At 62.5% G+C, this 13,504-nt stretch carries 12 protein-coding genes; 5 read left to right on the top strand and 7 right to left on the bottom strand.

All coding sequences use genetic code 11. From position 1 onward, the window contains the following. Position 1 precedes the first annotated feature (1 nt). The 3 genes from AAFG13_RS33830 to AAFG13_RS33820 all read left to right on the top strand — a co-directional run bounded on the left by AAFG13_RS33830 (position 2) and on the right by AAFG13_RS33820 (position 3,792). Entirely contained in the window at positions 2–2,329 is a 2,328-nt protein-coding gene (locus tag AAFG13_RS33830) for a molybdopterin cofactor-binding domain-containing protein (RefSeq protein ID WP_342709459.1), read from the top strand. Between the two features lie 207 nt (positions 2,330–2,536). Further along, a protein-coding gene (locus tag AAFG13_RS33825; protein ID WP_342709458.1) for an IS630 family transposase occupies positions 2,537–3,485 on the top strand; the annotation gives its coding sequence in 2 pieces (ribosomal slippage) (positions 2,537–2,872 and positions 2,874–3,485; 948 coding nt in all). 34 nt (positions 3,486–3,519) lie between these two features. Next, complete coding sequence (locus AAFG13_RS33820) at positions 3,520–3,792, top strand: hypothetical protein (protein ID WP_212313249.1); 273 nt, start codon at positions 3,520–3,522, stop codon at positions 3,790–3,792. A 156-nt stretch (positions 3,793–3,948) separates the two neighbouring features. Here AAFG13_RS33820 and AAFG13_RS33815 read toward each other — a convergent pair whose 3' ends face one another. The 3 genes from AAFG13_RS33815 to AAFG13_RS33805 form a co-directional block, all read right to left on the bottom strand. Next, positions 3,949–5,679, bottom strand: a complete 1,731-nt coding sequence (locus AAFG13_RS33815; protein ID WP_342709457.1) for a methanol/ethanol family PQQ-dependent dehydrogenase — start codon at positions 5,677–5,679, stop codon at positions 3,949–3,951. Positions 5,680–5,746: 67 nt separating this feature from the next. Continuing rightward, on the bottom strand, positions 5,747–6,394 hold the full coding sequence (locus AAFG13_RS33810) for a Rieske (2Fe-2S) protein (protein WP_342709456.1): 648 nt from the start codon (positions 6,392–6,394) through the stop codon (positions 5,747–5,749). Positions 6,395–6,520: 126 nt separating this feature from the next. Beyond that, positions 6,521–6,856, bottom strand: coding sequence for a hypothetical protein (locus tag AAFG13_RS33805; RefSeq protein WP_050402671.1), 336 nt, complete (start codon positions 6,854–6,856; stop codon positions 6,521–6,523). A gap of 63 nt (positions 6,857–6,919) precedes the next feature. Between AAFG13_RS33805 and AAFG13_RS33800 the strand changes: the two genes are divergently transcribed. Then, positions 6,920–7,900 (top strand): RluA family pseudouridine synthase, encoded by a 981-nt coding sequence (locus AAFG13_RS33800; RefSeq protein WP_342713448.1) that lies wholly within the window; start codon positions 6,920–6,922, stop codon positions 7,898–7,900. Between the two features lie 217 nt (positions 7,901–8,117). Next, a complete protein-coding gene (gene rpoH, locus AAFG13_RS33795; protein WP_021077401.1) occupies positions 8,118–9,014 on the top strand; it encodes an RNA polymerase sigma factor RpoH in 897 nt (298 codons plus the stop codon). Positions 9,015–9,568: 554 nt separating this feature from the next. Here the strand turns inward: rpoH and AAFG13_RS33790 are convergent. From AAFG13_RS33790 to AAFG13_RS33775, 4 genes are all read right to left on the bottom strand, one after another. Next, positions 9,569–10,174, bottom strand: coding sequence for a CarD family transcriptional regulator (locus AAFG13_RS33790; RefSeq protein WP_212313257.1), 606 nt, complete (start codon positions 10,172–10,174; stop codon positions 9,569–9,571). Positions 10,175–11,263: 1,089 nt separating this feature from the next. Then, entirely contained in the window at positions 11,264–11,644 is a 381-nt protein-coding gene (locus tag AAFG13_RS33785) for a hypothetical protein (RefSeq protein ID WP_212313261.1), read from the bottom strand. A gap of 210 nt (positions 11,645–11,854) precedes the next feature. Continuing rightward, a complete protein-coding gene (locus AAFG13_RS33780) occupies positions 11,855–12,640 on the bottom strand; it encodes a L,D-transpeptidase (RefSeq protein ID WP_342709454.1) in 786 nt (261 codons plus the stop codon). A gap of 223 nt (positions 12,641–12,863) precedes the next feature. Further along, positions 12,864–13,481, bottom strand: coding sequence for a peptidoglycan recognition family protein (locus AAFG13_RS33775; protein ID WP_342709453.1), 618 nt, complete (start codon positions 13,479–13,481; stop codon positions 12,864–12,866). Between the last annotated feature and the right edge of the window lie 23 nt (positions 13,482–13,504).

The raw sequence follows: 13,504 nt of genomic DNA, 5'->3' as shown, positions 1-13,504 counted from the left end.
CATGAACATCCGCACCAACATACCGACCAATTCTCGCAAGCTCCGCGGCTTCGAGAAGCACGTGAAGGTCGAGAACCTTTCGCGCCGCAGCATCCTCAAGGGTCTCGGCATCGCCGGCTCTTTCGTGCTCGCCGCGCCCGTGATGACGCGCCAGGCGTTCGCCTATGAGACCGGCGCCGGCAAGATGCCGCACGGCGTCGTGGTCGACCCGCGCGTGTTCGTCGCGATCGCCCCCGATGGCGTCGTCACTATCCTGGCGCACCGCGCCGAGATGGGCACCGGCGTCCGCACCAGCCTGCCCTTGATCGTCGCCGAGGAAATGGAGGCCGACTGGTCGCGCGTCCATGTCCAGCAGGCGCATGGCGACGAGGTCAAGTTCGGCAACCAGGACACCGACGGGTCGCGCAGCACGCGGCACTATCTGATCCCGATGCGCCAGATCGGCGCCTCCGCGCGTTCAATGCTGGAAGCCGCCGCCGCCAAGAAATGGGGCGTGCCGGTGACCGAGGTGAAGGCGCAGAACCATGAGGTTGTGCACAGCTCAAGTGGACGCAAGATCGGCTTCGGCGATCTCGCCGGCGATGCCGCCAAGGAGTCGGTGCCGAGCGTTGAAGGCCTCAAGCTCAAGGACCCGAAGGACTTCCGCTATCTCGGCAAGGGCCAGGTCTCGATCGTCGACCTGCACGACATCACGACTGGCAAGGCGCATTACGGCGCCGATACCCGCCTGCCCGGCCTGAAATATGCTGTCATTGCCCGTCCGTCGGTCACCGGCGGCAAGGTCAAGTCATTCGATGACAGCGCGGCGATGAAAGTGCCCGGCGTCGAGAAGGTGATGGAGGTCAAGGGCTGGCCCTGGCCGTCCAAGTTCCAGCCGCTCGGCGGCGTGGCCGTGATCGCGCGCAACACCGGTGCTGCGATCAAGGGCCGCGACGCGCTGAAGATCGTCTGGGATGACGGCGCCAACGGCAAGTACGACTCCGTCACGTATCGTGCTTCACTGGAAGAGGCCGCGCGCAAGCCCGGCCTCGTGGTGCGCAAGGAAGGCGACGTCGATGCGGCCCTGAAGAGCGCCGACAAGGTGATCGTGGGCGAATATTATCTGCCGCATCTCGCCCATGTCAGCATGGAGCCGCCGGTCGCGGTTGCCGACGTCAAGGGCGACAAGGCCCAGATCTGGGCGCCGGTGCAGAGCCCCGGCGGCACCCGCGAGGATGTCGCCAAGACGCTCGGCATCCCCGAGGACAATGTCACCGTCAACGTGACACTGCTCGGCGGCGGCTTCGGCCGCAAGTCGAAATGCGACTTCGCGCTCGAGGCGGCATTGCTGTCGAAGGAACTCGGCGCGCCGGTCAAGGTGCAGTGGACCCGTGAGGACGATGTGCATCACGACTTCCTGCACACCGTCTCCGTGGAACGGATCGAGGCCGGTCTCGACAAGAGCGGCAAAGTCATCGCGTGGCGGCACCGCAGCGTGGCGCCGACCATCGCCTCGACCTTCGCCGCCGGCGCCAACCACGAAGCGCCGTTCGAGCTCGGCATGGGCCTGATCGACAACCCGTTCGAGATCGCCAATCTGCAGTGCGAGAATCCGGAAGCGGCCGCGTTCACGCGGATCGGCTGGTTCCGCTCGGTCTCCAACATCCCGCGCGCCTTCGCTGTGCAATCCATGGTCGGGGAAATCGCGCATGCGACGGGTCGCGACCAGAAGGAGATGCTGCTGGAGCTGATCGGAAGCCCGCGGATCGTCAACCTGTCCTCGGTGAAGGATCCCTGGAACTACGGCGAGCCCTATGACAGCTATCCGATCGACACCGCGCGGCTGCGCAAGGTGGTCGAACTGGTCGCCGAGAAGGGCGAGTGGGGCCGTACCGTGCCGAAAGGCCATGGTCTCGGCATCGCCGTGCATCGTTCCTTCGTCAGCTACATCGCGACCATCGTCGAGGTGGCGATCGACGACAAGGGCAAGCTCACGGTGCCGCGGGTCGACACCGCGATCGATTGCGGCACTTACGTCAACCCGGAGCGGATCGCCTCGCAGATCGAAGGCGCTGCGATCATGGGGCTGAGCCTCGCCAAATATGGCGAGATCAGCTTCAAGGACGGCAAGGTGCAGCAGAGCAATTTCGACGACTTCCCGGTGATCCGGATCGACGAGTCGCCTGTGATCACCAACGTCTACATCGTGCCGCCTGGGGCGGACACCCCGCCCAGCGGCGTCGGCGAACCCGGCGTGCCGCCGTTCGCACCGGCCCTGAGCAACGCGATCTTTGCCGCCACCGGAAAGCGCATCCGCGCCCTTCCGATCGGCAAGCAGCTGGAGACGTGAGACAGGAACGTTAGCTGAAGCGGGCCGTTCTCATCGATCCGAGGCATGATCCGGAAAAGTGCGAAGCGGTTTTCCGAGAAGATCATGCCCCAGCAAATCAGCTAAAGCGCGATCTAGAGCGGTTCATCGATTAATTGAATCGGGAGGGATTCCGTCGGGCGGCGGTTTGTGATTCAAGATGCTGGCTGGATCGGAGGCCAGTATCGGATGGTCCGACCTCTTTCGAATGATCTGCGTGAGCGAGCCGTAAAAGCGGTGGAATCCGGCGAGAGTTGCCATGCTGTGGCGGCCCGGTTCGATGTTGCAGTGTCGTCCGTCGTGAAGTGGCGGCAGCGCTATCGCGCGACGGGTTCGGTGGCGCCGGGCAAGATGGGCGGTCACCGTAAGCCGGTTCTGGAACCGCATCGAGCGTTCATCGTGGAGCGGATCAGGCAGACGCCACATCTAACGCTGCACGGGCTGAAGGACGAACTTGCCGCGCGAGGCGTGAAAGTCTCGCACCATGCGGTATGGACCTTCCTGCGACGCGAAGGTCTCAGCTTCAAAAAAAACACTGTTCGCCCTTGAGCAGGGCCGCGCCGACGTCGCGCGGCGGCGGCAGCGCTGGCGCAGCTTGCAGGATCGCCTCGATCCAAACCGCCTGGTGTTCATCGACGAGACCTGGATCAAGACCAACATGGCCCCGCTGCGCGGCTGGGGATCCAAGGGCGAGCGGTTGCGCGGCTTTGCGCCGCACGGTCACTGGCGAACTCTGACCTTCCTCGGTGCCCTACGCTCCGACCAGCTCACTGCGCCTTGCGTATTCGACGGACCGATCAACGGCGAAAGCTTCCGCGCCTATGTCGAACAGCAACTCGTCAAAGTGCTCAAACCGGGCGACATCGTCGTCATGGATAATCTTGGTAGCCACAAGTCGCCGACCGTCCGCAAGATGATCCGGAAAGCCGGCGCAAGGCTGTGGTACCTGCCACCGTACTCACCCGACCTCAACCCGATCGAGCAAGTCTTCGCCAAGATCAAGCACTGGATGCGCATCGCACAGAAACGCACGATCGACGACGCTTGCGACCACATCGGCCACATTGTCAGAAGCGTTCTGCCCGGCGAATGCAGCAACTACTTCGTTAATGCCGGATACGCTTCCATCAAAAAATGAAACGCTCTAGATCGCGCTTTAGAGGAGCAGATCGATGAGAACCCCACCTCGAAAATTCCAGACGCCCGCGGCGATCTTGTCCGCGGGCGTCTTGCTTTTTGCGACTCAGGCAGCGTTTGCGCAGACCGCCTCGCCGCCGAGCACGACCGCGACGCGTCCAGCGAAAGTGCTGCCCGACCAGACCTCGGTTCCGAGCAGCGGCCCACCTTCGACCACGGGCCAAACCACAGGCGAGGCCACCCGTGATCCCACGATCAAGAAGATGAACGAGGACGAGAAGCAGAAGGTCGACACCAAGGGCAAATAGCGCATGATCCGGAAGGATCATGCTGAAAGCCAAGGCGGACCGGGAAGCGGCGGTCTCCCCAACCGCCGCTTCCCGATCGCATCGCCCCCTATCGGTTGGCGCGTTTTCTAAAGCTTCGGTTCTGCTTCAATGGAACCGAAGCTCTGATCGTGCGCCCTACTTCTTGTCGAGCGCGAACACCCAGATCACGCCGCCTTGCGGGACGTTGTTCTCGAAGCCCGCAACCTTGCCGGCGAGCGCGTCCTGGATGCGCTGCGCGTCGACGCCCCAGCCCGACTGGACCGCGATGTACTGCGTCCCGTCGACCTCATAGGACATCGGCATCGCCATGATGCCGGAGTTGGTCTTCTGCTCCCACAACAGCTCGCCGGTCTTGGCGTTGAAGATGCGGAACATCCGGTCATTGGTGCCGCCAGCGAGAACCAGGTCGCCCGCGGTCGCCGTCACCGAGCCGAACAGCTGCGAAGTCTTGAAGTCGTGCTGCCAGACCTTCTTGCCGGTGGCCGGATCCCACGCCTGCAACTCGCCGAAATGATCGGCGTTCGGTGCCGGCGTTAGCCCGATGTCCTCCGGCTTGGTGCCGAGCCAGAGTTGGCCGGGAACCAAGGGCTGCTTCTCGCCCGTGAAGCCGCCGCAGAAGTTCTCGTTGGCGGGAACGTAGACGAGCTTGGTGCTCTGGCTGTACGCCGCCGACGGCCAATCCTTGCCGCCCCACAGCGACGGGCAGAACTCGACCCGCTTGCCGATCACCGGCTTGTGCTCGGGATCGACGATCGGCCGGCCGGTCTCGGCCTCGATGCCCTTCCAGACATTGGTCTTCACGAACGGCCAGCCGGACACGTAGTTGATCTTGTCGGGCTTGTTCTCGAGCACCCAGAAGATCGCGTCGCGTCCCGGGTGGATCAGGCTCTTGAACGAGCGTCCGTCACGCTGCAGGTCGACCAGCATCGGCGCATCGACCTCGTCCCAGTCCCAGGAATCGTTCTGGTGATACTGGAAGTGCTTCTTGATCTTGCCCGTCTCGGGATCGAGGCCGATCACCGAGCTGGTGTAGAGGTTGTCGCCGGCGTGAGCCGAGCCCGGCCACGGCGCAGCGTTGCCGACGCCCCAAAGGATCGTCTTGTTGTCCTTGTCGTAGGTGCCGGTCATCCAGGCCGATCCACCGCCCGACTTCCAGTCGTCGCCGCTCCAGGTCTCGTGCCCGGGCTCGCCTTCGCCGGGGATGGTGAAGGTGCGCCAGAGCTCTTTGCCGCTCTCGGCATCATAGGCGACGACATAGCCGCGCACGCCAAACTCACCGCCGGAGCCGCCGACGATCACCTTGCCGTCGACCACCAGCGGCATCAGCGTCAGATATTGACCCTTCGTGTAGTCCTGGACCTTGGTGTCCCAGACCACCTTGCCGGTCTTGGCGTCGAGCGCGACGACATGGTCGTCGGTGGTAGCGAAGTAGACCTTGTCCTGCCACAGGCCGACGCCACGGCTGGTCGGATGCAACTGGAACAGATCGTCGGGAAGCTGCCGCTTGTAACGCCAGTATTCCTCGCCGGTCTTGGCGTTGAGCGCGATCACCTGCCCCATCGGGGTCGCGGCGAACATCACGCCATTGTTGACGATCGGCGGCGCCTCATGGCCCTCGATGACGCCGGTCGAAAAAGTCCAGACCGGCTTGAGGTCCTTGACGTTGGAGGTGTTGATCTGGTTGAGCGGACTGTACCCCTGTCCGTCATAGGTGCGGCGATACAGCATCCAGTTGCCGGGTTCGGGATTTTCGAGACGCGCTGAGGTCACCGAACTGTAGTTTTCGATCGGCCCCGCGACGGCATAGGTCGAAATGAGGCATGTGAATGCGACACAACTCGACAGTAACCACTGCTTGCTTGTCATGAGATGCTACCTCCCTGCTCTGTTTTGATTTTTTCAGTTTAGGTCATGCAGAAATCCCGGTGTGGCCTCATCCTCCTTGCTGAGCACCCACCTTCCCGACGAATGGCGCTGCGACCGTGATCGCGCCGTCGGCAACCGTCAGCGGCAATGCCGCGAGGCGACGTGGCGCCGGCCCGAACACGACCTGCGCATTCTGCCGCGGATCGTATTCGGAGTTGTGACAGAGGCATTTCAGAACGTTCTTGTCGCCCTGCTCTTCCTTCAACCAGGCAGTGATCGGACATCCGGCATGCGTGCAGATGACCGAGTAGCAGACGATGCCGTCAGGCGCGCGGGCGCGCGTGGCATCGTCGAGTTCGCTCGGATCGAGCTTGACGATCACGACCTCGTTGAGCCGCGAGCCCTTGCGGACGACCGAGGTCTTCGGGTCCTGCGGCCAGGCGCGAATGGGCGGTCCGCCGAGTTTCAGATCATCCGACTTGATGACCTGGCCGGCCTTGTCGCCTTCGGCGCGCACCAGCACGTCGGCTTTTTGCGGTCGCTCACTGGCGCCGGGCTGGTCTTCATCGTCGGCGGCTGCGGGTTCGATCGCGGCGAGACAGGCGCAGCCCGCAAGCGCGGTCAACACCGCGCGACGCGTCGGGTCCGCGAACGAACCCGATGCATCGGATTCAACTCTCTGTTCGACGGAAGCGCTGGGGTTGGACTCCGACATGGCGCAAGCTGAGCGTGCAACTCAGCCGAAAAGATGGCGGCACACATTCTCGATGCGCGAACGCATGCGCAAAAAATACGCTGCAGCTTTTGGTTGATCGACCGCACCGCTTCGCGATTGCTTCGATCAGGGCTCGTTGACGAAGCTCAGCCTGCCGACAGGTTTCAGTGTCTTTGCATCAAATGTGCGGATCTCTGTTGCACCGCCTATATCGAGCGTGAGGACCAGCCGTTCGCCGGCGACGCCGGTTGCGACGATACGGGCGCCCTTCGGCAGCGCAGCAGTGACGTCGGAGACGGAAACGGGGCTTCCCTCGCTGCGATAAAGGCGGTAGCCGATGGCAATCAACACGACGGCCACGGCCAAGGCCGAGGTCAGGCCCGCGATCAGCATCATGCGCCGCACCCGCGCGATCAGCGCGGCCTGGTCGGGGGTCGGTTCGGTCACAGCGGTGTCGGTCATCACAAGGCTCTATCTTTGCAACAGGTCGATTTGAATCAGGTTTCTTCGAATGGCGGTCGGAAGCTGGAGGTCATCGTCGCAGGCGACGAGGGCTCGGCCCGGCTTGACCGCGTGCTCGCACAGCGCACGCCGGAGCTGTCGCGGTCCCGGCTGAAGGCGCTGATCCTCGCCGGTTCCGTGGCCGTCAAGGACGCCATCGTGCGCGACCCCGCTTATCATGTCGCCAAGGGCGATACGATCATAATCGACGTGCCGGAGGCCGTGCCCGCCGAGCCTCAGGGCGAGGACATCGCGCTCGATATCGTGTTCGAGGACGACGACATCATCGTCATCAACAAGCCGAGGGGCCTCGTCGTGCATCCCGCGGCCGGCCATGCTACGGGAACGCTCGTCAACGCGCTGATCGCGCATTGCGGCTCGAGCCTGTCGGGTATCGGCGGGGTCAAGCGGCCGGGCATCGTGCACCGCCTCGACAAGGATACCACGGGGCTGATGGTGATTGCCAAGAACGACCAGGCGCATCAGTCGCTGACCGCGCAATTCGCCGACCACGGCCGCACCGGCCCGATGGAGCGCGGCTACATGGCGTTCGCCTGGGGCGTGCCGAACCGGCCCCACGGCACCATCGACGCGCCGATCGACCGCCACCCGCATGCCCGCGAGAAGATGGCCGTGCGCCAGGGCGGCCGCGAGGCGATCACCCATTTCGAGGTGCGAGAGAGTTTTGCCGGCCGCGACGGCAAGGCGGTCGCCTCGCTCTTGGCCTGCCGGCTCGAGACCGGGCGGACCCATCAGATCCGGGTCCACCTCGCCCATCTCGGCCATCCCCTGATGGGCGACAGCGTTTACGGCGCCCACTTCAAGACCAAGGCCGGACAGCTGAGTGTGGAAGGTAAGCACGCACTTACCGCGCTCGACCGGCAGGCCCTGCACGCCTATCTGCTGACTTTGGAACACCCCCGCACCGGGGAACTTTTACACTGGGAGTCGGCCTTGCCGGAGGATTTGCTTCTCCTGCAGCGGGCGCTGGCAGCGGCGGTATGACGCACCCCTCCCGGAAAAGCTCCGTTATGACAACAGGTTATACCTGCCACACGGGGACGTGACGTCAGCAATCCTTCCCTATCACGGACAGTTTGGTGTATGTTGCACCTGCGTTGAATATCCAACGCGGAACATCGCAGCCTGGCCGGCTTTAACCCAGCGGCCACCTGCCGGGCCCGCCGCTATCGGGGGCCTGAACCACTGGAGGGCGCAAGTAATGGCCCGTACAGCTACGTTGCCGGTCCTCAATGGAGAATCCGGCCTTTCACGTTACCTCGCCGAGATCCGCAAGTTCCCCATGCTGGAGCCCCAGCAGGAGTACATGCTCGCTAAGCGTTGGCGCGAGCATGACGATCGCGACGCGGCGCATAAGCTTGTCACCAGCCATCTCAGGCTCGTGGCCAAGATCGCCATGGGCTATCGCGGCTACGGCTTGCCGATTTCCGAGGTCGTCTCGGAAGGCAATGTCGGCCTGATGCAGGCGGTGAAGCGATTCGAGCCCGAGAAGGGCTTCCGTCTCGCCACATACGCCATGTGGTGGATCAAGGCGTCAATACAAGAGTACATTCTGCGTTCCTGGTCGCTCGTGAAGATGGGCACCACCGCGAACCAGAAGAAGCTGTTCTTCAACCTGCGCAAGGCGAAGAGCAAGATCTCCGCTCTGGAAGAGGGTGATCTCCACCCCGACCAGGTGAAGTTGATTGCCAAGCGCCTCGGCGTGACCGATCAGGACGTGGTCGACATGAATCGCCGCCTCGGTGGCGACGCGTCGCTCAACGCCCCGATCCGCGACGACGGCGAAGCCGGCGAATGGCAGGACTGGCTGGTCGACAACTCGCCCAACGCCGAAGCCTTGATGGCCGAGAGCGAGGAATTCGATCATCGCCGCCAGGCCCTGAACGGTGCGATCGGCGTGCTCAACCCGCGCGAACGCCGCATCTTCGAGGCGCGGCGTCTGGCCGATGAGCCGATGACGCTGGAAGACCTCGCCGCCGAGTTCGGCGTGTCGCGCGAGCGCGTGCGGCAGATCGAGGTCCGCGCGTTCGAGAAGGTGCAGTCGGCCGTCAAGGGCACGATCGCCCGGCAGGAAGCCGCACTCGAAGCCGCGCACTGATCGCGCGGCGGCAAGCCACAGACACGAAAGCCGGCGGCAACGCCGGCTTTTTTGTTTTTGTCTGCAGGATGGGTGGCGCGCAGCGATACCCGGCATCCTGCCGCGCTCTTGGCCATGTCGGCTAGGGGGCAAATGCTGACATGCAGGTGGTGCTGGCGCGCTGGCGCTTCGAAGGCAGCACTGGTCGCATCTCACGATCGCCCCGCTACCCCTTCTGGGTAAGCAACGTTTGCAGGACAACGCAGTTTTCTATTCGTCAGGATTTTGCACTTTACATCCTGGGGCTAGAGCCAACGCTGCCCGTGTGTATTTTAAGCGGGCGGCGTTGTGCCCTGGTCGTAACCGGTGCGCGGCAAGATGGACCCGGCCGAGACAAGGCTCGACAAGTGAGAAGCGATCAGCATCGCGAAGCTTGTCTCGTGTGAGGAGCGCGTGCACGCCGGAAGTATCGCAGAGCCATGAGCCGCCTCGCCGCTAAGCTCCAGCGCACTCCCAAGCCCCGGCGGACCGTCTCGCAGGATTCGCCAGAAGCGTCCCGATCTCCACAGACTGCTCTAAGCGCCTCGCCTTGCCGTAGTCATCATCAGACTTTCAAGCTCTCTGACGGCCGCTTCTTCGGTGACGCCGTCGACAACGGCAACCTCTCCCGAAAGGCGTTCGAGCGCAGCCGTATAGAGCTGTCGTTCGCTGTAGCTTTGGCTGGAATTGAACTCCGGCCGATAGAGATCGCGCATCGCCTCTGCGATGGCGAGAATATCTCCCGACTTGATCTTGCTCTCATATTCCTGAGCAAGCCGGGACCAATTACCACGCGCTCTGCGAGGCGCTTGACTCAGGATACTTCGCGCTTGCTGGATGGCCGCCGGATCGGAAAGCTCACGCATCCCGACACTTGCCGCCTTTCTTGTCGGAACTCGCAGCGTCATTTTGCTTTTCGCAAAATAGACGACAAAGAACTCAAGCTGAGCTCCTGCCACCGCCTGTTCCTCGATCGCGACAATCTGCCCGACGCCGTGAGCCGGGTACACGATCAGATCGGTTGCCTTGAATCCAAAGCGCGTCTCGATGCAACGGCTCCCACTCGTTTGATCGACGGAGGGTACCGGTATGGAATGCGCAGGATTCGAACGATTGGATTGCGCTTGATCGCTAAAATTCATTTCGCGATTTGCCCCGCAGCTCTAGGAATGGCTCCACCGCCATTTCCCGCCGTGATCAATCAGTACGTCAGAACCAAAATGCTCGACTCAAAATCATAAATTGCAGTCCCTCACTAATAGGCCGCGAGCGAGAGCGTCGCCACGAGAAATGCGATCAGCTGGCATTCCCTTCGATAGCTGTGGTTTCTTGGCAACTTGTTCCCTATCGAGGAATCAACGGATCTCCTTTGGGTCAACAGGCGACGCCCGGTGGCAGCTTCAGAAATCTGCTGCGGGCGATAGTTCTCGCTCCGCAAGACTTCCAGAAGAATGAAGGGCCGATCAAAACGTCCGCCCGGAGTGTCACCTGTTACTTGCAGCCGCGGCAAATCGTAAGCTTGCTCTTTAGCTTGTCATCGTCGCCGGGATCGACCGGTTGGTGGTCAGAGACTCGATCAGCTTCTTGATCGAGCGCGGGATGCTTTGCCCGGTGCGACTTGGCGGGTCGCGTCGGCCGGCTTGACGTGTCGTCCTCGATGCCGACGCTAAAACCATCGTAATCGGGGACAGGTCTAGCCGACGGCCGCGACCTGTCGATCACTTGTGCCTGCGAAACGCTGTCGGGCTCTAACGGCGTGTGCTCGACAGTGGCAGATCGTGGGGCAGTCGGGCGTGGCGGCAAATCTTTAGCGGCACGGGGCGCCGAATTCTTGGCGGTCGCCGGCGATGGCCAGACGCTGTTGGTTGCGGCCGTAGATGCCGTTCCCTCATTCGACGGCGGCGGCGCAATCGAAAGCGGAGGAGAAAGCGAGGTCTGACATCGCGCGCCGTCTTGTGACCAAACTCCCGCCGCCAACAAACCAAGGGCAAACAGTGTTGCGTTCTTCATAACCCGTCCTGCAAATCATTTGGAATGAAAACATTGATCACGTGGCTGCGATCGCCACGCTTCGGCAAAAATTCCACATCTGACATGGCGATCAAAATTGACGAAAGTGGGGAGCCGTGGGCGGATTCAGGCGTGCTTCGGCCCACCCTCGCCGCTCGCCCGATGCGCTCCTGGCCATGTCGGCCAAGGGCCAGAAGCAGCCGCAGGCATGCCCGCTCTGCCTATCGGGTTGAGGGCGTCCCCTCGCTCGGTGGACACTCCCGATAGCCGAAGCGCTCAATCAGCACGTGACCTTCCAGCATATGGAATGCATCGCTATCCATATGATGGCCTTCGAGCAGATAGCGCCGCAATCCTTCGTCATACTGGGAAAGTAGCGCACGGCTCGCAAGCGTATCGGGACCGGTACGGTTTTCCGCGAGGTCGTGGCCAGCGTGAAACATCAGTTGAGCATCGCGCTGAACACAGACATTCCGGATGCCAAGGAACAGCGTGCAAGCTGATTTGCAAATCCCTTCGATGCGAAATTCATCGCCGCTCGCGTTGTATTGACGAACGATCTTCAAGAAGTCCGGAATGTAGCCACCGTCGGCAAACGGCACGGACGACCCTGCCGACCACGCAGGGGAAGCCAAAGCGCACAGTATCGCGGTACAAATCCAAAACCATCGAAGCATCGAGCGCCGCCAAGTTCGATGACCACCCATAGCCTGATCGAACGCGATAGAGCAACGAATGTCGGCGGCGGGTCAAAAGCCGCTCATAGCGACCGAACCGGGGGACTTCCAGTCCAAGCCGGAGAGCCGAACGTTTCATTTTTCGGCCAGGATGGGGGCAGCTTGTGCCGGAAGCACGATCACCTTCGCTCCGACCTTCACCCGATCGTAGAGGTCCACGACGTCCTCATTGGTCAGCCGGATACAGCCGGACGAAACCCGCTTCCCGATCGTATCGGGCTTGTTGGTGCCGTGAATTCGATATTCGGTATCGCCCAGATACATCGCCCGGGCGCCGAGCGGATTGCCGGGGCCCCCTGCCATGAACCGCGGCAGATAAGGCTGGCGCGAAATCATCTCTGCCGGCGGACGCCAGTCCGGCCATTCTGTCTTGCGGGCCACGGTCTGTTCACCGGACCATGTGAAACCTTCGCGGCCAACGCCGATGCCGTAGCGCATCGCCTGCCCGTCGTTCAGAACAAGATAAAGGAATGTGTTTCCGGTATCGATGACGACGGTGCCCGGCGTCTGGTGGCTGGCGTAATCAACCACCTGCCGAACAAATCTTCCGGGAGCGTCAGCGGCTTTTGGTGTTTCGATCCGGGGCGCGGGCGCTGGAACCGGAATTGGAACCGGAGCTGGCGCTGGTGCCTGCACTGGCGCCGATACGTGAATAGGAGTCGATGGTGCGGGAGTCGACGGCGTAGGACTAGATGGCGCCGGGACCTGGTGCGCGGCTTGCTTCCGTATCGGTTGAACGCTCGCCGGCCGCCACAGCAAGCCGTACCCCAATGCGACAGCCGCCACGGCGCCAATTGCAACTCTTCCCGCCACCGGTAGCGCGAGCGCTTCAGTCTTCCTACGTTTGGCCCGCTTTGCCATGTCTTCCCCCGATCCCTGTGCTTCGAACAGGTACCCAGCAAATTTTAACAAGCTTCGAAGCGATTTCGTTCAGGCCGGAAATCGCCAAGCGTCGTTAACGCCGGCGCTGGTTCTGGAAAGGCTCAGCGAAAGCGGGGAACCCGGTACGCGGCGGCGTCAAGCCGGGCGATGACAGCTGTCTGCTGGGCCGAGCGTCCTCGTCCAAGCATGACGACTACCCGCCCTACTCACCCCACTCTCGCGCCATGGTCGCGAGCGCGCAGCCTTCGCAATAGCGGGCGTCCTTGAAGTCGATCCAGTTGTGCGCATAGACCCGCTCCAGCGGGATGCCGTAACGCGCGCGCAGCAGCTTCACCAGAACGCGCCAGGCGGCGATCTGCGCATCGGTCGGTCCCTTGGTGACGTCGGGATAGTTGCCGGCGAACTCGACGCCGATCGAGGTGTCCTTGTTCACCTGCCGATAGGTCTTGCTGTTGTTGATGTACTTGTTGTCGTTGCGGTCGGCACCGTCGGTATGGGTTGGGATCAGATTGTCGGCGACCGCCCAATAGACCGTGCCGTCGGTCTCAACCCAGACCATCACGCCGCGGCGGGTCGGGTTCTTGTGCTGCTCGGCGGCCCCATTTCGTGCCGAGCCGGCCGGGCCTTCGGTCTGGTGCACGATGATGTTGCGCCACGGGTGGGATTTGGCGACATCGCCCCAAGGCGACAGCCACACCATCTTCAACCCGGGAATCTCGGGCGTGCCCTGCGATCGCGCGATCGCTGCAAGATCGGTTTCGGCTGATACGGCGGAGGACAGCACGAGCGCAAGGAGTATGGTGAGCAGGCGAGGCGTCATCGCGGAAGTATCCAGTATCGCCC

The sequence above is a fragment of the Bradyrhizobium sp. B124 genome (assembly GCF_038967635.1).
Classification (GTDB): domain Bacteria; phylum Pseudomonadota; class Alphaproteobacteria; order Rhizobiales; family Xanthobacteraceae; genus Bradyrhizobium.
This window is presented reverse-complemented; position numbering and strand designations above follow the sequence as displayed.